General features: G+C 71.7%; 24 protein-coding genes. 7 read left to right on the plus strand and 17 right to left on the minus strand.

The window, feature by feature from the left end:
* Position 1: 1 nt before the first annotated feature.
* The 6 genes from ACZ6TB_RS26450 to ACZ6TB_RS26475 form a co-directional block, all read right to left on the minus strand.
* Complete coding sequence (locus ACZ6TB_RS26450) at positions 2 to 157, minus strand: hypothetical protein (RefSeq protein WP_465558063.1); 156 nt, start codon at positions 155 to 157, stop codon at positions 2 to 4.
* Between the two features lie 55 nt (positions 158 to 212).
* Complete coding sequence (locus ACZ6TB_RS26455) at positions 213 to 470, minus strand: hypothetical protein (RefSeq protein ID WP_465558065.1); 258 nt, start codon at positions 468 to 470, stop codon at positions 213 to 215.
* Positions 470 to 676, minus strand: coding sequence for a hypothetical protein (locus tag ACZ6TB_RS26460; RefSeq protein ID WP_465558067.1), 207 nt, complete (start codon positions 674 to 676; stop codon positions 470 to 472). Before ACZ6TB_RS26460 ends, ACZ6TB_RS26455 begins: the two co-directional genes overlap by 1 nt.
* Positions 673 to 855 carry a hypothetical protein gene (locus ACZ6TB_RS26465; protein WP_465558069.1) on the minus strand — a complete coding sequence of 61 codons (183 nt, stop codon included), beginning with the start codon at positions 853 to 855 and terminating at the stop codon, positions 673 to 675. The genes ACZ6TB_RS26460 and ACZ6TB_RS26465 overlap by 4 nt, the downstream gene beginning before the upstream one ends.
* The gene (locus ACZ6TB_RS26470) at positions 852 to 1,247 is read right to left on the minus strand and encodes a hypothetical protein (protein ID WP_465558071.1); all 396 of its coding nucleotides are present in this window, start codon (positions 1,245 to 1,247) and stop codon (positions 852 to 854) included. Before ACZ6TB_RS26470 ends, ACZ6TB_RS26465 begins: the two co-directional genes overlap by 4 nt.
* A 276-nt stretch (positions 1,248 to 1,523) precedes the next feature.
* The gene (locus ACZ6TB_RS26475) at positions 1,524 to 1,706 is read right to left on the minus strand and encodes a helix-turn-helix domain-containing protein (RefSeq protein WP_465558073.1); all 183 of its coding nucleotides are present in this window, start codon (positions 1,704 to 1,706) and stop codon (positions 1,524 to 1,526) included.
* 94 nt (positions 1,707 to 1,800) lie between these two features.
* Between ACZ6TB_RS26475 and ACZ6TB_RS26480 the strand changes: the two genes are divergently transcribed.
* Both ACZ6TB_RS26480 and ACZ6TB_RS26485 read left to right on the plus strand, forming a co-directional pair.
* Positions 1,801 to 2,109 carry a helix-turn-helix domain-containing protein gene (locus tag ACZ6TB_RS26480; protein WP_465558075.1) on the plus strand — a complete coding sequence of 103 codons (309 nt, stop codon included), beginning with the start codon at positions 1,801 to 1,803 and terminating at the stop codon, positions 2,107 to 2,109.
* 39 nt (positions 2,110 to 2,148) lie between these two features.
* Complete coding sequence (locus tag ACZ6TB_RS26485; protein WP_465558076.1) at positions 2,149 to 3,972, plus strand: AMP-dependent synthetase/ligase; 1,824 nt, start codon at positions 2,149 to 2,151, stop codon at positions 3,970 to 3,972.
* Here ACZ6TB_RS26485 and ACZ6TB_RS26490 read toward each other — a convergent pair.
* Positions 3,969 to 4,823, minus strand: coding sequence for a sigma-70 family RNA polymerase sigma factor (locus ACZ6TB_RS26490; RefSeq protein WP_465558078.1), 855 nt, complete (start codon positions 4,821 to 4,823; stop codon positions 3,969 to 3,971). The genes ACZ6TB_RS26485 and ACZ6TB_RS26490 overlap by 4 nt on opposite strands.
* A 76-nt stretch (positions 4,824 to 4,899) precedes the next feature.
* Between ACZ6TB_RS26490 and ACZ6TB_RS26495 the strand changes: the two genes are divergently transcribed.
* Positions 4,900 to 5,241, plus strand: a complete 342-nt coding sequence (locus ACZ6TB_RS26495; RefSeq protein ID WP_465558080.1) for a VOC family protein — start codon at positions 4,900 to 4,902, stop codon at positions 5,239 to 5,241.
* Positions 5,234 to 5,692 (plus strand): pyridoxamine 5'-phosphate oxidase family protein, encoded by a 459-nt coding sequence (locus ACZ6TB_RS26500; RefSeq protein ID WP_465558082.1) that lies wholly within the window; start codon positions 5,234 to 5,236, stop codon positions 5,690 to 5,692. The genes ACZ6TB_RS26495 and ACZ6TB_RS26500 overlap by 8 nt, the downstream gene beginning before the upstream one ends.
* On the opposite strand, the gene yczR is transcribed toward ACZ6TB_RS26500, so the two are convergent.
* On the minus strand, positions 5,682 to 7,136 hold the full coding sequence (gene yczR, locus ACZ6TB_RS26505) for a MocR-like transcription factor YczR (protein ID WP_465558084.1): 1,455 nt from the start codon (positions 7,134 to 7,136) through the stop codon (positions 5,682 to 5,684). The two genes, ACZ6TB_RS26500 and yczR, sit on opposite strands and share 11 nt — an antisense overlap.
* A 59-nt stretch (positions 7,137 to 7,195) precedes the next feature.
* Between yczR and yczE the strand changes: the two genes are divergently transcribed.
* Entirely contained in the window at positions 7,196 to 7,834 is a 639-nt protein-coding gene (gene yczE, locus ACZ6TB_RS26510; protein WP_465558086.1) for a membrane protein YczE, read from the plus strand.
* A gap of 67 nt (positions 7,835 to 7,901) precedes the next feature.
* Positions 7,902 to 8,330 carry a hypothetical protein gene (locus tag ACZ6TB_RS26515; RefSeq protein WP_465558088.1) on the plus strand — a complete coding sequence of 143 codons (429 nt, stop codon included), beginning with the start codon at positions 7,902 to 7,904 and terminating at the stop codon, positions 8,328 to 8,330.
* Positions 8,331 to 8,406: 76 nt separating this feature from the next.
* Here the strand turns inward: ACZ6TB_RS26515 and hisF are convergent, their stop codons facing one another.
* Both hisF and ACZ6TB_RS26525 read right to left on the minus strand, forming a co-directional pair.
* Positions 8,407 to 9,168 (minus strand): imidazole glycerol phosphate synthase subunit HisF, encoded by a 762-nt coding sequence (hisF, locus tag ACZ6TB_RS26520; protein WP_465558090.1) that lies wholly within the window; start codon positions 9,166 to 9,168, stop codon positions 8,407 to 8,409.
* Positions 9,169 to 9,407: 239 nt separating this feature from the next.
* On the minus strand, positions 9,408 to 10,325 hold the full coding sequence (locus ACZ6TB_RS26525; RefSeq protein ID WP_465558092.1) for an EamA family transporter: 918 nt from the start codon (positions 10,323 to 10,325) through the stop codon (positions 9,408 to 9,410).
* Between the two features lie 72 nt (positions 10,326 to 10,397).
* On the opposite strand from ACZ6TB_RS26525, the gene ACZ6TB_RS26530 reads away from it, so the two are divergent.
* Positions 10,398 to 11,321: a LysR family transcriptional regulator gene (locus tag ACZ6TB_RS26530; RefSeq protein WP_465558094.1), complete on the plus strand. Its 924-nt coding sequence runs from the start codon at positions 10,398 to 10,400 to the stop codon at positions 11,319 to 11,321.
* Here the strand turns inward: ACZ6TB_RS26530 and priA are convergent.
* The 7 genes from priA to hisD are packed head-to-tail and all read right to left on the minus strand — an operon-like array spanning position 11,273 to position 16,133.
* Positions 11,273 to 11,992 (minus strand): bifunctional 1-(5-phosphoribosyl)-5-((5-phosphoribosylamino)methylideneamino)imidazole-4-carboxamide isomerase/phosphoribosylanthranilate isomerase PriA, encoded by a 720-nt coding sequence (priA, locus tag ACZ6TB_RS26535; RefSeq protein ID WP_433302703.1) that lies wholly within the window; start codon positions 11,990 to 11,992, stop codon positions 11,273 to 11,275. The two genes, ACZ6TB_RS26530 and priA, sit on opposite strands and share 49 nt — an antisense overlap.
* Before the next feature lie 11 nt (positions 11,993 to 12,003).
* Positions 12,004 to 12,321: a hypothetical protein gene (locus tag ACZ6TB_RS26540; protein ID WP_465558096.1), complete on the minus strand. Its 318-nt coding sequence runs from the start codon at positions 12,319 to 12,321 to the stop codon at positions 12,004 to 12,006.
* A gap of 6 nt (positions 12,322 to 12,327) precedes the next feature.
* Positions 12,328 to 12,951, minus strand: coding sequence for an imidazole glycerol phosphate synthase subunit HisH (hisH, locus tag ACZ6TB_RS26545; RefSeq protein WP_465558098.1), 624 nt, complete (start codon positions 12,949 to 12,951; stop codon positions 12,328 to 12,330).
* Entirely contained in the window at positions 12,951 to 13,109 is a 159-nt protein-coding gene (locus ACZ6TB_RS26550) for a hypothetical protein (protein ID WP_465558100.1), read from the minus strand. Before ACZ6TB_RS26550 ends, hisH begins: the two co-directional genes overlap by 1 nt.
* Positions 13,109 to 13,720: an imidazoleglycerol-phosphate dehydratase HisB gene (gene hisB, locus ACZ6TB_RS26555; RefSeq protein ID WP_465558102.1), complete on the minus strand. Its 612-nt coding sequence runs from the start codon at positions 13,718 to 13,720 to the stop codon at positions 13,109 to 13,111. The genes ACZ6TB_RS26550 and hisB overlap by 1 nt, the downstream gene beginning before the upstream one ends.
* Complete coding sequence (locus ACZ6TB_RS26560; RefSeq protein WP_465558104.1) at positions 13,717 to 14,793, minus strand: histidinol-phosphate transaminase; 1,077 nt, start codon at positions 14,791 to 14,793, stop codon at positions 13,717 to 13,719. Before ACZ6TB_RS26560 ends, hisB begins: the two co-directional genes overlap by 4 nt.
* Positions 14,790 to 16,133 (minus strand): histidinol dehydrogenase, encoded by a 1,344-nt coding sequence (gene hisD, locus ACZ6TB_RS26565; protein WP_465558106.1) that lies wholly within the window; start codon positions 16,131 to 16,133, stop codon positions 14,790 to 14,792. The genes ACZ6TB_RS26560 and hisD overlap by 4 nt, the downstream gene beginning before the upstream one ends.
* Positions 16,134 to 16,210 lie beyond the last annotated feature (77 nt).

The following is a 16,210-nucleotide window of genomic DNA, read 5'->3' on the forward strand; positions in this document are numbered from 1 at the left end:
GTCACTCGGTAGGCCGCCTTCGCTCGAAGTAGGTGTGGAGGTCGTGGTCGGGGCAGTAGTAGGTGCCGTCGGCGCGGCAGCGCAGGCAGATCGCCGCAACGAGCCACACGCCGGCGCGGGGGCACAGCGAGCCGGGCCGGTGCTGGAATCTGCACACGGCGCAGCTCCATTCGCGTTGCTTGCCTGACGCGTCGACGACGGCCCATGCCGGTCTAGGCACCTCCCCCGCCGGGCACGACCGGGACGGCCGGGCGCAGAGGGACGGGGCGCAGCGCGAGCCGGACGTCGAGCAGCACGTCGAACGGGACCGGGCCGCCCTTGTAGTCGCCGAGGGCGGTCACGATCACCGCCTCGGCGTGCTTGACCCGGGTCTGCAGGTCGCCCAGGGCGAACTCGGCCGGGGTCAGCTTCTCGGCCTCCTCCGCCGGCGTCTCGGCCGACGTCTCCCAGGGCCACCAGCTGGGCGCCATCACTTGCTCCCGCGCAGGTAGATCGGCTTCGCCTGGTGGGTCTCCGGGGTGTGGCCGTTGCGGGAGACCTGGCCGGCCACGATGTAGAAGCAGTGCGGGCCGAGGCGGCCGACCAGGATCGCCACGCCCGTTTCGCGATCGCGGGCGTAGAGCGCGCGTAGCTTGCCCGGCCGCTTGCAGCGGCCACACAGCGCGTCGGCGGTCACTGGTCACCGACCGCGCTGATCCGGATGGTGAGCATCTCGGGGAAGCCACCCTCGGCCAGGCGGCCGAGCGCGGCCTTGTCGACGTAGATTTGGTCGACGGCCGGCGCGGCCGTGTCGATCGCCTCGTACTTGACCACGTGCTTGCACACGCGCGCGAGCTGCAGGTCGACGGCGATCACGCGAGCTCCTTCAGCTTGTTGACGACCTTGACCAGCTGCTCATCGGTCGGCGACGTACACGCCCGGATCAGCGCGCCGGCGTCGTCCGGGAGCGGCGGCACCTCGGCGACCGGCTGAAGCGGGGGCGGCGGCTGCTGCCACGCGTCGAGCACCGCGTCAATCGGGGGCGGGCCGGCCATGGTGGGCAGCTGCTTCCACGCCTCGTACACCGCGGCCGCGCCGCGCAGCTGCGGGTCCTCCGGGTAGTTCAGGCTCGCGTACGAGAGTGCGGAGCCGAGGAAGCTGAGCGGGACCGACGCGATCGACACGCCGCCCACCCACTTCGCGGTGGCGCCCATCCGCTCGAGCGCCGAGCGGGCCTCGGCGATCTCGTCGGTGCTGAATTCGGGCATGACGAAACATCCCTTCATCGGGCAGTTGGTTGGGAAGAGCCGGCGGGACACGCGGCGCGCGTGGGGGGCCACTGCGCGTCTACGGGGGGCGCGTGGCCCGCCGGCGGATCTGGCCCGATCCCCGCTGTCACGCCGTAGCGATCGGTGGGACGCCGCGAGGATCGGGGGCCTACTTGGGCCGCGGCCCGTACGGCGGGGTACCGAGCGGACGCGCGTTGTTGGGACGGGTAGGGGGCTTCGGGCCCGCGGGAGGCGGCGGAGTCGCCGGCGGTTTGCTCATGACGGCGACGGCACGGCGAGCATCCGCTCCACCTCGGCGCGAGGGACGCGGATCAGCCGCCCGGGCAGGCGGATGGCCTCGATCTCTCCCGTGCGGGCCCAGCGGTGGACGGTCGTGACGTCGACGCGCAGCGCTTCCGCTACCTCGCGAGCAGTAAGAAGTTCTGGCAGCGGTGTCATGTACTGAAGCATGGGCGCGGGCGCGAGTAGTGTCAAGTACTAGTTTCAAAGCTTGGCACGCTTCGCATGTGTCCGCACTCGTATAGTGCTTCCCATGACCGATTTGAAGAGGGCGCCGGCATCGGGGTGGGTGCCGGACCTGTCGACGTTCGGCGCACGGCTGGCTCTCGTCCGCCAGCGCATGGGCTGGACGAACATCAAGGAGGCCGCCGAGTCGTGCGCGATCGCGCCGCAGACCTGGCGGCAATGGGAAGCCGGCAAGTTCGAGCCGCGGCAGCTGCTGAACGCCTGCATGAAGATCGCCGGCGTCACGGGGGTCGACTACCGCTGGCTCGCGCTAGGGCCCGTCGCCGAGATTCCGGCCTCTATTGTTGGGGAACGCGTTGGCGATACCCTGCGGTAACAACCGCGTTACCTCCCCCCTTTCCTAAGGCGGCGCCTGATGGCTCTCGACGTTCCTTACCGGTCGATCCCCGACATGTTCTTCAAGCGCGTGGCGGCGACTCCGAACGGTCAGGCGTTCGCGACGCCCAATGCCGACGACACCGGCATGGTCTGGCACACCTGGGCCGAGGTCGGCGAGCGCGCCACCGCGATCGCGGCCGGGCTGCGCACGCTGGGCGTCGGCCTCGAGGACCGGGTCGCGATCCTCTCCGGCACCAGCTACGAGTGGGTGCTCGCCGACCTCGGCATCAACTGCGCCGGCGCCGCGACCACGACGGTCTACCCGACCACCGAGCCCGAGGACGCGAGCTTCATCGTGTCGAACTCGGGGTCCAAGGTGCTGATCGCGGAAAACCCGAAGCAGGCGCTCAAGATCTCTGGCGTCGAGGCCGGCGTGACCCACGTCGTGCTGCTCGGCGGACAGGCCGACGCCGGCGCCACCCCGCCGCAGCTCACGCTGGCCGAGCTCGAGGAGCGCGGCAAGGCGGCGCTGCGCGACAACCCGCGGATGATCGAGCAGGTGGTCGAGAGCATCGGCCCCGACCACCTCGCCACGCTCATCTACACCTCGGGCACCACCGGGCGTCCCAAGGGCGTGCAGCTGCTGCACGGCGGCTGGACCTGGGAGGGCGTCGCCCAGCAGGACCTCGGCCTGTTCGAGTCGACCGACCTGCAGTACCTCTGGCTCCCGCTGTCGCACTCGTTCGGCAAGACGCTGCTCTGCGGCATCCTGCACGTGGGCGTCCCGACCTACGTCGACGGCCGGGTCGACAAGCTGGTCGACATGCTCTCGGTGGTCAAGCCGACGCTGATGTGCGCGGCGCCCCGCATCTTCGAGAAGGTCTACAACAAGACCGTCACCACCGCGCTCGACGCCGGCGGGGCCAAGGCCAAGATCTTCGGCTGGGCGGTCGGCGTCGGCAAGCAGAAGGTCGCGCTCGAGCAGGCCCGCAAGCCGCTGCCGGCCGGCCTCAAGATCAAGTACGCGCTGGCCGAGAAGCTGGTCTTCTCGAAGCTGCAGACCCGGCTCGGCGGCCGGCTCCGGGTGCTGGTCAGCGGTTCCGCGCCGCTCAGCCGCGACATCGCCGAGTTCTTCGCGGCCGCGAACCTTCCGATCATGGAGGGGTACGGGATGACCGAGAGCAGCGCGGCCAACTTCGTGAACCGGGCCGGGCGGCTCAAGATCGGCACCGTCGGCGTGGCGATCGGCGACCTCGAGTGCAAGATCGACTCGGACGGCGAGGTGCTGCTGCGCGGCAAGCCGGTCATGCGCGGCTACCACGACCTGCCCAAGGAGACGGCCGAGGCGTTCACCGAGGACGGCTGGCTGCGCACCGGCGACATCGGCGAGCTCGACGACGAGGGCTACCTGCGCATCACCGACCGCAAGAAAGACCTGGTCAAGACGTCCGGCGGCAAATACATCGCGCCCAGCGCCATCGAGGGCATGTTCAAGGCGGTCTGCCCCTACACGTCGCAGGCGGTCATCATCGGCCAGGCCCGCAACTACGTGACCATGCTGATCTCGCTCGACGAGGACGCGATCGTCTCCTGGGCCAAGGGCGGACCGCTCGACGGCAAGGAGTACGCCGAGATCGTCGCCGCGGCCGAGACCCAGGCGCTGATCGACGGCTACGTCAAGGAGCTCAACAGCAAGCTCAACCGCTGGGAGACGGTGAAGAAGTTCGCGATCCTCCCCCGCGACCTGAGCATCGAGGCCGGCGAGGTCACCCCGTCCATGAAGATCAAGCGGCGAAGCGTCGAGACCAACTTCGCCGCCGAGATCGACAAGATGTACGAGGGATCCCTCGCGCAGATCTAGAGGAACTCGATTTCCAGGACGGTCAGCGTCGCCGGGTCGGCAATCTGCTCGATGCCGGTGACGTGGCCGTCCTCGGAGACCGTGAAGGCGAACGCCACCTTGGGCTCGCCGCGCACCGCCCAGACCAGCCCGGCGACGCCGTCGATGAGCGCCGTCCGCAGCGCCTTGGCCCGCCCGTTGAACATTCCGGCCACGCCCTCCTGGCCGCTGACCGTCGCGCTCACGCCCATCGCGACCGCCGCCTCGTCGGCCCGCAGCACCACCGACGGATCGAGCAGCTCGAGCAGCGCGGCGAAGTTGCCCCCGCGGGCCGCCGCGAGGAACGCGTCAACAATCTCCCGCTGGCGCGATTTATCGGGGTTATCCGGATTTATGCCTTGGATCCGGCGCCGCGCGCGGCTGGCGAGCTGGCGGGCCACCGCCGGCGACGCCCCGATGATCTCCGCGATCTCCGGGAAGGGCACCGCGAACATGTCGTGCAGCACGAAGGCGAGCCGCTCCCGCGGCCCGAGCGTGTCGAGCACCAGCATCAGCGCCGGCCCGAGCGAGTCGGCCATCACCGCCTCGCCCTCGGGGTCGGCGCCCTCGTCGACCACCACCGGCAGCTCGGCCACGTCCTCGCGGCGGGCCTGGCGGGAACGCAGCATGTCGAGGCAGACGCGCGACACGACGGTGGTGAGCCAGCCCGTGAGGTTGCCGACCTCGGCCGTGTCCGAGCGGCTGAGCCGGACCCAGGCCTCCTGCACGGCGTCGTCGGCCTCGTGGGGCGAGCCCAGGATCCGCTGGGCGACCTGGCGCAGATGCGGGCGGTCCTCTTCGAACCGTGCGGCCAGAATCTCGAGTTCGCTCATCGTCACACTCTCTGTTCGGCGTCCGTCATAGCCTTTGACGGACCGCAGCGGTCCGCTGTGACAAACGGAGGATCCCATGGCTATTCGCACCATCACCGTCCCGGTCAAGGACCTGGAGGCGGCCACCGCGCTCTACGCCAAGCTGCTCGGCGTCGACCCGTACATGTCGTCGCCCTACTACGTGGGCTTCCGCCCCGAGGGCTCGCCCGAGATCGGCCTCAACCCCCACGGTGACCTGGCGGCCGGCCCGATCACGTACTTCCACGTCGACGACATCAACGCGATGGTCGCCGAGCTCGCGGCCGCGGGCGCGACCGTCGAGCAGGAGCCGCGCGACATCGGCGGCGGCGGCCTCACCGCCCACCTGCGCGACGGCGACGGCAACCTGGTCGGACTGTTCCAGGGAAACAATGCCTGAGCAGCCCCGCTCCCTCTCGCAGCGCAAGGCCGACGCGCTCGTCCGGCTCGCCGCGCCGGTGGCCGACTGCTTCGTGGCGACCGCTTCCGCCGACGGCGTGCCCTACCTGGTGCCGCTCACCATGGCCTGGCACGACGAGCGGATCATCCTGGCCACGTCCCGGACCTCGCCCACCGCGCGCAACCTCGCCGCGAACGGGCGGGCCCGGGTCGGGCTGGGCCCCACCCGCGACGTGGTCATGATCGACGCCGTGCTCGACGAGACGATCCCGGTCGCTTCCGCCGGCGCGGTGGGTTCGGCGTACGCCGAGCAGAGCGACTGGGACCCCCGGTCGGCCGGCGAGTCGTATGTCTTCCTCGTGCTGCGACCTCATCTCGTGCAGGCCTGGCGCGAGGTCGACGAGCTCCCGGGCCGTACCGTGATGAAGAACGGCGCCTGGGTCACGCGATGACGGCGGGCGTGCGCCATGCGGGCCGGGCCGCCCGGTCCAGGTCGTAGCGCACGGACGCGATTCGCCGTACGGCCTCGGTGAGGGTTTCCGCGTCGAGGGCGAACGGCAGCCGCAGGAAACGCTCGAGCGTGCCGTCGAGGCCGAAGCGGGGTCCGGGAGCGAGCCGGACGTCCACGTCCTCGGCGGCGCGGCCGAGCGCGCTGGAGATCGGGCCGTCGAGCTCGGCCCAGAGCATCACCCCGCCGGACGGCACCGTGAAGCTCCATTCGGGCAGGTGGTCGCGCAGGGCGAGAATCAGGGCGTCGCGGCGGGCGCGGAGCTGGGCGCGACGGGCGGCGATGATCTGCGGGGCCTGGGCCAGCAGCCGTACGGCCACCAGCTGCTCCAGCACCGGGCTGGCCATGTCGACGCCCACCCGGATCGCGGCCAGCCGCTGCACGAGTGGCGCCGAGGCCCGTACCCAGCCGATCCGCAGGCCACCCCAGTAGCCCTTGCTCATCCCGCCGATCGACACCACCCGCGAGTGCCGGTCGAAGACGGCGACCGGCGGCGGCATCTCGGCGCCGTCCAGGGCGAGGTCGACGAACGACTCGTCGACGATCAGCTCGGTGCCGGCCGGGTGGGCGGTGGCGACCAGGCGCTCGCGCAGGGCGGCGTCCATCAGGTGGCCGGTCGGGTTGTGGAACTCCGGGATCACGTACGCGACCCGCGGCCGTCCCTGGCGCAGAGCGCCGAGCAGCATCTCCCCGTCCCAGCCGGTCGCCGCGTCGAGGCCGTGCGTGTTGATCCGCGCGCGGCGGGCGGAGAGCGCGGCCAGCGCGTTGGGATAGGTCGGCGACTCGACCAGCACCGGCGCGCCGGCCGGGACCGAGAGCCGCAGCACCAGGTCGAGCGCCTGCTGGGTGCCGGCCGTGATCAGGATCTGCTCGGCCGAGGTGGCCACCCCGCGGGCCGTGTACCCGGCCGCGACCGCCTCGCGCAGCTCGACCAGGCCGGTCGGGTGGTACCCGGCGCTGCCCAAGTAGCGCGGCAGGTCGTCGGCGGCGGCGCGGGCGGCGGTCACCAGCTCGTCCGGCGCCGGCGAGGCGGCCACGCCGAGGTCGATGACGTCGCTCTCGTCGCCGGCCGCCCACAGGCCCGAGGTCGCCACGCGGTGGCCATGCGGGAGGGTGGTCCAGCTCCCGGCGCCACGCCGGCTGGTGAGGTGGCCGGTCTCCCGGAGGGCGCGGTACGCGGCGCTGACCGTCGTGCGGCTGACCCCGAGCGCCTCGGCCAGTTCCCGCTCCGCGGGAAGTCGCACGCCGAGCGGCAGGCGCCCGTCGGAGAGTAGTCCCCGGACGGCGGCGGCCAGAGCGGCGTAATCCGGGCTGCGGTGGCGGCCCGGCAATGCGTGCCACTGACCGAGCAGGCGAGCCAGTTGGGCCCCTCTGACCGAGCTCGTCACAGCCACCTCCCGCAAATTGGCTCTTCAGCGATGCCGAATTGGCCTTCAGAGTGGCATCTATGAGTCTCATTGGCAACGGAGATCGCCGTCTCACCCGGCGCCTGGTCCAGCTTTTCACGGGCCTCGTGCTCTACGGGGTGAGCATGGCGTTCATGGTGAAGTCCGACCTCGGTCTCAATCCGTGGGACGTCTTTCACCAGGGGCTGTCGGAGGCGACCGGCATCAGCTTCGGCTGGGTCGTGATCCTGCTCGGCATCCCTATCTTGTTGCTGTGGATCCCGCTGCGCCAGCGGCCCGGCTTCGGCACGATCGCCAACCTGGTCGTGATCGGCTTCGTGGTCGACTTCGCGCTGGCCGTGCTGCCGGCCGGCGGGACGATTCCCGGCCGCGTCGGCTATCTGGTCGCCGGCATCCTCGTGAACGCGCTCGCCACCGGTCTGTACATCGGCGCCCGCATGGGCCCGGGACCGCGTGACGGCCTGATGACCGGGATCGTGCACCGCTTCCCGCGGCTGTCCATCCGCCTCGTCCGTACCACGATCGAGTTGTCAGTCCTCGGGGTCGGCTTCCTCCTGGGCGGCACCGTCGGCATCGGCACGATCGCCTACGCCCTGTGCATTGGACCCCTGGTTCACGTCTTTTTGCCCCTGTGCACCGTGCCGGAATCGCGCAACTTGCACGTGTCCCGGGTGGACTGACACAAGTCGGTGATCATCCGGCCACAATTGCTTCCCCGGCGTGGTCGGAGCGCGGCATCATTGCGCCATGGGGGCTGGCGACTGGCAGTGGAACGACGCTTGGATCTTCGTGTCCGCGGTCATCGCCGAGCGCCTCGAGCGCGACCGGGCCATGCACGCCTCGCTGCCCGTTACCGGGGCCGGCCTGGCCGACGTGCTGGCGGCTGCCGACTTCCTGCACCACGCCGTGCCGAGCCGCGAGGAGCTGGAGGAGTCCGTACGCCGCCTGGCCGGCGCCGGCCTGCTGGTGATCGAGGACGACCTGCTGGAGATCGCCCCCGCCGGCGAGCAGCTGTGGCGCACCCGCCCGTTCAGCGGCCTGTCGTCGGCCGTGATGACCCTCCAGGCCCAGCTCAACCGGGCAAGCGCCCCCGGCGACTTCGACTGGACGCTGGACGAGCAGACCTACAACGCCGCCGTCCGCGAGTACTCGATGCGCCTGGCCGACGGTCGCTGAGCCGGTGGACTCGCGCCCGAAATTGTCGTACCCGGCTGTTTAACTCCACCCCCACCCAACAGGGCGGGGGTGGCCCTCAGCGCACCGGGTTGCCGGCCGCCCGCAGGCTGTCCTTGACCTCGCCGATGCTGAGGTCTCCGAAGTGGAAGACGCTCGCCGCGAGCACCGCGTCGGCCCCCGCCGCCACCGCCGGCGGGAAGTGCTCGACCGCGCCCGCTCCCCCGCTCGCGATCACCGGGATGTCGACCACGGCCCGCACCGCCTGGATCAGCTCGAGGTCGAACCCGGCCTTGGTGCCGTCGGCGTCCATCGAGTTGAGCAGAATCTCGCCGGCGCCGAGCGACGCCACCGTGCGCGCCCACTCGATCGCGTCGAGCCCCGCGCTGCGCCGGCCGCCGTGGGTGGTGACCTCCCACCCGCTGGGCTGCTCGGCCGACCGCCGCACGTCGAGCGAGAGCACGAGCACCTGGTTGCCGAAGCGCTCGGCGATCTCGGAGATCAGCGCCGGCCGCGCGATCGCCGCCGTGTTGACGCCCACCTTGTCGGCGCCGGCCCGCAGCAGCACGTCCACGTCCTGGACCGACCGCACGCCGCCGCCGACGGTGAGCGGGATGAACACGCTCTCGGCCGTCCGCCGCACGACGTCGAGCATCGTGCCCCGGTCGTCGGAGGAGGCGGTCACGTCGAGGAACGTCAGCTCGTCGGCCCCCGCCGCGTCATAGGCCGCGGCCAGCTCGACCGGGTCGCCGGCGTCGCGCAGATCGACGAAGTTGACGCCCTTGACCACCCGCCCGGCGTCGACGTCGAGACAAGGGATAACGCGCACCGCGACCGTCATGCCCCAACCCTAACGGTCGCTCCGTTCCGGACGTCCTTTGCTCTGCTCACCTATACGCGCGCCCGGCCCCGCGGACCGGCGTCGGACGCTCTGCTCACCTATACGCGCGAGCGGCCCCGCGGACCGGCGTCGGACGCTCTGCTCACCTATACGCGCGAGCGGCCCCGCGGACCGGCGTCGGACGCTCTGCTCACCTATACGCGCGGCCCGGCCCCGGGGACCGGCGTCGGACGCTCTGCTCACCTATACGCGCGGGTCAGAACGGAATCGCGCGCGGCGGAGGGCGGAACGGCGGGCGAGGGCGAGGCCGGCCGCCGGCGGACGAGGCCGAGCAGGATGCCGCCGATCACCAGCGCGCCACCGATCACGTCGATCGGGCGGATCGCCTCGCCCAGCACGAGCGCCGCCGACGCCATGCCGAAGAAGGGCACGAGCAGCGAGAACGGTGCGACGGTGCTCGCCCCGTACCGTCGCAGCAAGAAGCCCCAGGCCGCGAAACCCGCAAGCGTCGAGATGAGCGCGACGTAAAGCACCGCCAGGACGGCTCGGCCGTCGATCGCGCGCAGCGCGGCGAGGTCGGCCGCCGGACCGTCCACCGCGAGCGTGAGCAGGATCAGCGGGCCGCTCGCGACGGCCGAGACCCACACCATGAAACGCAGCGTGTCGGGCGGGGCCGCCTTGCGGGTGACGATGTTGGACAGGCCCCACGCCGCCGCGGCCCCGATGATCAGGAGGAACGCGCCGAAGCCCGTGCTCATGCCGGCGGCGACCACCACGATCCCGGCCGCCGCCACCGCGAGCCCGGCGATCTGCACCGGGCGCGGGCGCTCGCGCAGCAGCAGCGCCGCGAAGATCACGGTGAAGACGGCCTGGCTCTGGAGCACCAGCGAGCTGAGGCCGGCCGGCATCCCGGCCGCCATCCCGGCGAAGAGCATCGTGAACTTGACGACGCCGAGAATCAGGCCGGTCGCCACGATCCAGCGCCACGGCACCTGCGGGCGGCCGGCGAAGAACAGCGCCGGGAACGCGGCGAGGGTGAAGCGCAGCGCGTTGAACAGCAGCGGCGGGAAGTGGTCGAGGCCGGTCTCGATGGCGACGAAGTTGACGCCCCAGATCGCCATGACCGCGATGGCGAGCGCGATGTCACGAGGTCTCACGATCGCAAGCCTCGCGCGGCGGACCGTTAAGCACCATCGAATACTGCTGAAGCGACGATGTAGGGTCGCTTCATGATTGACCTGGGTCGCCTGCGCGCCCTGCACGCCGTGGCCAGCTACAAGACGGTCCTGGCCGCCGGCGAGGCGCTGCACTGCACGCCGTCCGCCGTGTCACAGCAGCTCGCCAAGCTCGAGCGCGAGACTGGCACCACACTGGTCGAGAAGGACGGGCGCGGGCTGCGGCTCACCGAGGCCGGCCAGGTGCTGGCCCGGCACGCCGAGCGGGTGCTCGCCACGGTCGACGAGGCCGAGGCCGCGCTGGCCGCCCATCGCGACACGGTGGTCGGGCGCCTGACCGTGGTCGCGTTCGCCACCGCGTGCCGGGCGCTGCTGCCGTGGGCCCTGCACCGGCTGGCCGGCGAGCATCCTCAGCTGTCCACCGGGCTGATCGAGGCCAACCCGCACGAGGGCCTCGAGGCGCTGCACCGCGGGCACGTCGATCTGGCGGTGCTCGACGACTGGCCCGAGGTGGCGCTGCACTACCCGGCGGGCATCGCGCACGTGGCCCTCGGCTGGGACGTGGCCGACCTGATCGTGCCGAGCGGTCACCGGCTGAGCGGCACGACGACGCTCGGCAAGCTGCGCGACGAGCGGTGGATCTCGGCCCCGGCCGGCGACGTCTGCAACCAGTGGCTCATGCGGGTGCTGCCGAGCGTGCAGCCGGATTTCCACGTCGGCGAGTTCGAGACGCAGCTGACCCTGATCGCGGCCGGTCTCGGGGTGGCGATCATCCCCCGGCTGGCCAGGCCGGCCGTCCTGCCCGAGGGCGTGCGCGTCGTCGGGATCAATCCGGCGCCGCGACGCCGGGTCGTGGTCGCCTGGCGCGAGGCCGCCGCGGCCCGCCCGGCGATCAAGGCCGCCGAGCGGGCGCTGCGCGAGTCGTGGAGTCAGGCCAGCGCGGCCAGGGCCTCGGCCACGGTGAACGCCCCGGCGTAAAGGGCCTTCCCGGCGATCACGCCCTCGACCCCGATCGGCTCGAGCGTGGCCAGCGCCCGCAGGTCGTCCAGCGTGGACACGCCGCCGCTGGCGATGACCGGCTTGTCGGTGGCCGCGCACACCTCGCGGAGCAGATCCAGGTTCGGCCCGCGCATCGTGCCGTCCTTGGTGATGTCGGTGACGACGTACCGGGCCGCGCCCGCCTTGTCGAGGCGGGCCAGCACCTCGTACAGGTCGCCGCCGTCGCGGGTCCAGCCGCGCGCCGACAGCGTGCGGCCGCGCACGTCGAGCCCGATCGCCACCCGGTCGCCGTACTCGCCGCACACCCGGTCGCACCACTCCGGGTCCTCGAGGGCGGCCGTGCCGATGTTGACCCGGGCCGCGCCGGTGGCCAGCGCCCGGGTCAGCGACGCGTCGTCCCGGATGCCGCCGGAGAGCTCCACCTTGACGTCGAGCCGCCGCACCACGTCGGCGAGCAGCTCCGCGTTCGAGCCGCGCCCGAAGGCCGCGTCGAGGTCGACCAGATGCACCCACTCGGCCCCGTCGTTCTGCCAGGCGAGCGCGGCCTCGATGGGGTCGCCGTAGGCGGTCTCCGAGCCGGCGGCGCCCTGCACGAGGCGGACGGCCTGGCCGTCGGCGACGTCGACGGCGGGCAGCAGAGCGAGGGTCACGATGTCTCCTTCTAGTTCTTTCCGCCCAGGATGGCGACGACGAGGGCGGGCAGGGCCATAACGATCACGACGGTGAGCACGATGCGCAGGCCGAGATCGGGCACGAACAGCCAGACCGCGATCGCCGCGAGCAGCGGGACGAGCACGATGCCGATGCGCTGGCCGCGGCTGCGGCGATAGAGACGCCCGGACCGCCCGACCCGCGGGGTCAGCTTCTTGACGAGGGTGCGGCGGCGCTGCCGGCGGGCCACCTTGCGGGCGCGGACGGCCTTCTCCCGCTCCAGCACGGCGAGCCGCTCGGCGCGTCGCTTCGCGCGCTCCTTGGACACCGTCCGCTACAGCCCGGCGACCCAGTTGCGCAGCAGCGCATAGCCGGCGTCGGCGGACTTCTCCGGATGGAACTGGGCGACCGCGATCGGGCCGAGCTCGACGGCGGCGGCAAAAGGCTCGTCGTGGCTCGCGGTGGTCACCTTGGCGCCGGCTTGGAGCAGAACATCAAGATCCGAGGCGGCGTACGAGTGAACGAAGTAGAACCTCGCGCTGGCACTGACGTCCGCGAACAAAGCCGAGTCGCGCGCGACCTCCACGGTATTCCACCCCATGTGCGGGATGCGGACCGCCGTCAACTTGGACACGACCCCCGGCAGCAGGCCCAGTCCCTTGGTCTCCACGCCGTGCTCGACGCCCGAGTCGAAGAAGATCTGCATGCCCACGCAGACGCCCAGCACCGGTTTTCCGGCCGCCACCCGGTCGGCGATCATCGGCCCGGCGCCCAGCTCCTCGATGCCGGCCATGCACGCCGCGTAGGCGCCGACACCCGGCACCATGAGCCCGTCGGCCTCGGCGGCGACCGTCAGGTCGCTGGTCACCGTGACGTCGGCCCCGGTGCGGGCGACGGCACGCTCGGCCGACCGCAGGTTGCCCGACCCGTAGTCGAGCACGACCACCTTCTTGGTCATCATCCATCCCCGGGGATCAGCCAGGCCACGCCGCCGGCGACGGCCAGCGCCGCGAGCACGCCGACCAGGGCGACGCTGAACTTGGTCGCGCCCGAGCGCGCCAGCTGGACCACGCCGCCGACCAGGAAGCCGGCCACGATGAACAGGACGATCGCCATCAGAGCACGCCCTTCGTCGAGGGCAGCGCGCCGGCGTTGCGCGGGTCGATCTCGACGGCCTCGCGCAGCGCCCGGGAGAACGCCTTGAACTGCGCCTCGACCACGTGGTGGGCATCGGGCTTGCCGCCGTCGCGGGCCGCCCGCAGCACGCTCACATGCAGGGTGACCTTGGCGGCGAAGCCGAACGACTCGAAGATGTGCCGGGTCATGCTGGTCGGGTAGACCGGGCCGATGTACGGCGCCAGCTCGGGCTCGTCGTGCACCACGTAGGGGCGGCCGGAGAGATCGACGGCGGCGCGGCAGAGCACCTCGTCCATCGGGATGGTGGCCGACCCGTACCGCCGAATGCCGGCCTTGTCACCCAGCGCGCGCGAGAAGGCCTCACCGAGCGCGATGGCCGTGTCTTCCATGGTGTGATGCGCGTCGATCTCGAGGTCACCCTCGGTGCGCACGGTGAGGTCGAAGCCGCCGTGCTTGGCGAGCTGGTTGAGCATGTGGTCGTAGAAGCCGACCCCGGTGGCCAGGTCGCCCTTGCCGGTGCCGTCGAGGTCGATCTCGATCAGCACCTTGGTCTCGTTGGTGACGCGCTCGACCTTGGCGGTACGACTCATTTAACGGCCTCCCATTTCATGGCCTCCAGGAACGCATCCGTCTCGGCCTCGGTGCCGGCGGTGACCCGCAGCCAGCCCGGCAGGCCGACGTCGCGGATCAGCACACCGCGGTCGAGCAGCCGCTGCCACACGATTTTCTGGTCGCCGCCGACCTCGAACAGCACGAAGTTGGCGTCGCTGTCCGCAACCCGGTGACCGCGCTCGCGCAGCGTCACCACGATGCGGTCACGCTGCTGCTTGATCGCCTCGACCGTCGCGAGCAGGGCGTCGCGCTGGGCGATCGCGGCGCGGGCGGCGGCCTGGGTGAGCGAGCTCAGGTGGTACGGCAGGCGGACCAGCTGGACGGCGTCGACCACGGCCGGGTGCGCCGCGAAGTAGCCGAGCCGGCCGCCGGCGAACCCGAACGCCTTGCTCATCGTGCGGCTCACCACGAGGCGCGGGTGATCGGCGATCAGCGCCAGCGCCGTCGGGGTGCCGGGGCGGGCGAACTCCGCGTACGCCTCGTCGACCACCACCATGCCGCGCGCCTTGTCGAGAACCGCCGTGATCACCTCGGGGTCCAGCGCCGTGCCGGTCGGGTTGTTCGGCGAGCAGAGGAAGACCAGGTCGGGGTCGTGCAACTCGAGCTGCTCGACCGCGCTGTCGACCGGCAGGCCGAAGTCGGGGTCGCGCAGGGCGCCGATCCAGCGGGTGCCGGTGCCCTGGGCGAGCAGCGGATGCATCGAATAGGAAGGTCCGAAGCCGAGCGCCGTACGGCCGGGGCCGGCGAACGCCTGGAGCAGTTGCTGCTGCACCTCGTTCGACCCGTTGGCGGCCCAGAGGTGGGCGGTGGTGAGCCCGTGCCCGAGGTAGTCGGCGAGATCGGTGCGCAGCGCCACCGCGTCCCGGTCGGGGTAGCGGTTGAGGTCGCGCAACTCGGCCTGCAGCGCCTTGCCGATCGCGTCGGTCACCTCGTCGGGCAGCGAGTACGAGTTCTCGTTGGTGTTCAGCCGGACCGCGACGTCGAGCTGTGGCGCACCGTACGGCGACTTGCCCCGCAGATCGTCCCGGATCGGCAGATCGTCGATGTTCATCCTCGGAACCTCCCGTCCGACCGCCCCTGATCGGACTGAAGGCGAACCTTGACGGCATCGCCGTGAGCCGGCAGGTCCTCGGCGTTGGCCAAGGCCACCACGTGATCGGCCGCGTCGCGCAACGCGGCCTGGTCGTACTCCACGACGTGGATGCCGCGCAGGAAGGACTGCACGGACAGGCCGGAGGAGTGGCGCGCGCAGCCGGCGGTCGGCAGCACGTGGTTGGAGCCGGCCATGTAGTCACCGAGCGACACCGGCGACCAGGCGCCCACGAAGATCGCGCCGGCGTTGCGGACCCGCATGGCCCACTGCCGCGCGTCACGCGTCTGAATCTCCAGGTGCTCGGCCGCGTACGCGTCGACGACGCGCAACCCCTGCTCGAGGTCGCCGACCAGCACGACGCCGGACTGCTCCCCGGTCAGCGCGGCGAGCACCCGCTGCTCGTGCTTGGTCGCGGCCACCTGCCGGGTGAGCTCGGCCTCGACCCGGGCCACCAGCTCCTCGGAGTCGGTCACCAGCACGCTCGCCGCCAGCGGGTCGTGCTCGGCCTGGCTGATCAGGTCGGCCGCCACGTGCCGCGGGTCGGCCGTCTCGTCGGCCAGGATCGCGATCTCGGTCGGGCCCGCCTCGGCGTCGATGCCGACGACCCCGCGCAGCAGCCGCTTGGCCGCCGTCACCCAGATGTTGCCGGGCCCGGTGATGATGTCGACCGGCTCGCAGCGGTCGCCCTCGTCGACGCCGTCGGAGCCGTAGCCGAGCATGGCGATCGCCTGGGCGCCGCCGACCCCGTAGACCTCGTCGACGCCGAGCAGCGCGCAGGCGGCCAGCACCCGCGCGTCGGGCAGGCCGCCGTTCTCCTTCTGCGGCGGCGACGCGACGACGAGACCCTCGACGCCGGCCTCCTGGGCCGGCACCACGCTCATGACCACGGTGGACGGATAGAGCGCGAGGCCACCCGGCACGTAGAGCCCGACGCGGGTCACCGGCACCCACCGCTCGGTGACCGTGCCGCCGGCGACCACCTGGGTCGTCACGTCGTGGCGGCGCTGGTCGGCGTGCACCTTGCGGGTCCGCCGGATCGCCTCGAGCAGCGCGTCGCGTACCTGCGGATCGAGGGTCTCGGCCGCCGCCGCGATCGCCGCCTTGGGCACGCGCAGTCGCTCGAGGGTGACGCCGTCGAACCGGGTGGTCGCCTCCGCGATCGCGGAGAAGCCATGCTGATGGACCGCCTCGACGGTCGGACGGATCCGCTCGACGGCCTCGGAGACGTCGAGCCGGGCACGGGGCAGCAGGCCGCGCGGGTCACGGAGGGAGCCGCGCAGGTCGGTCCGGTTCAGCACGCCGCCAATTCTAGGCGGGGGGTGTGACCATGCCTTTCGCGCCACGTCGTGGCCCAGGGCTTGAGACGGGTTGACCA

Source organism: Actinoplanes sp. NPDC051537 (assembly GCF_055586105.1).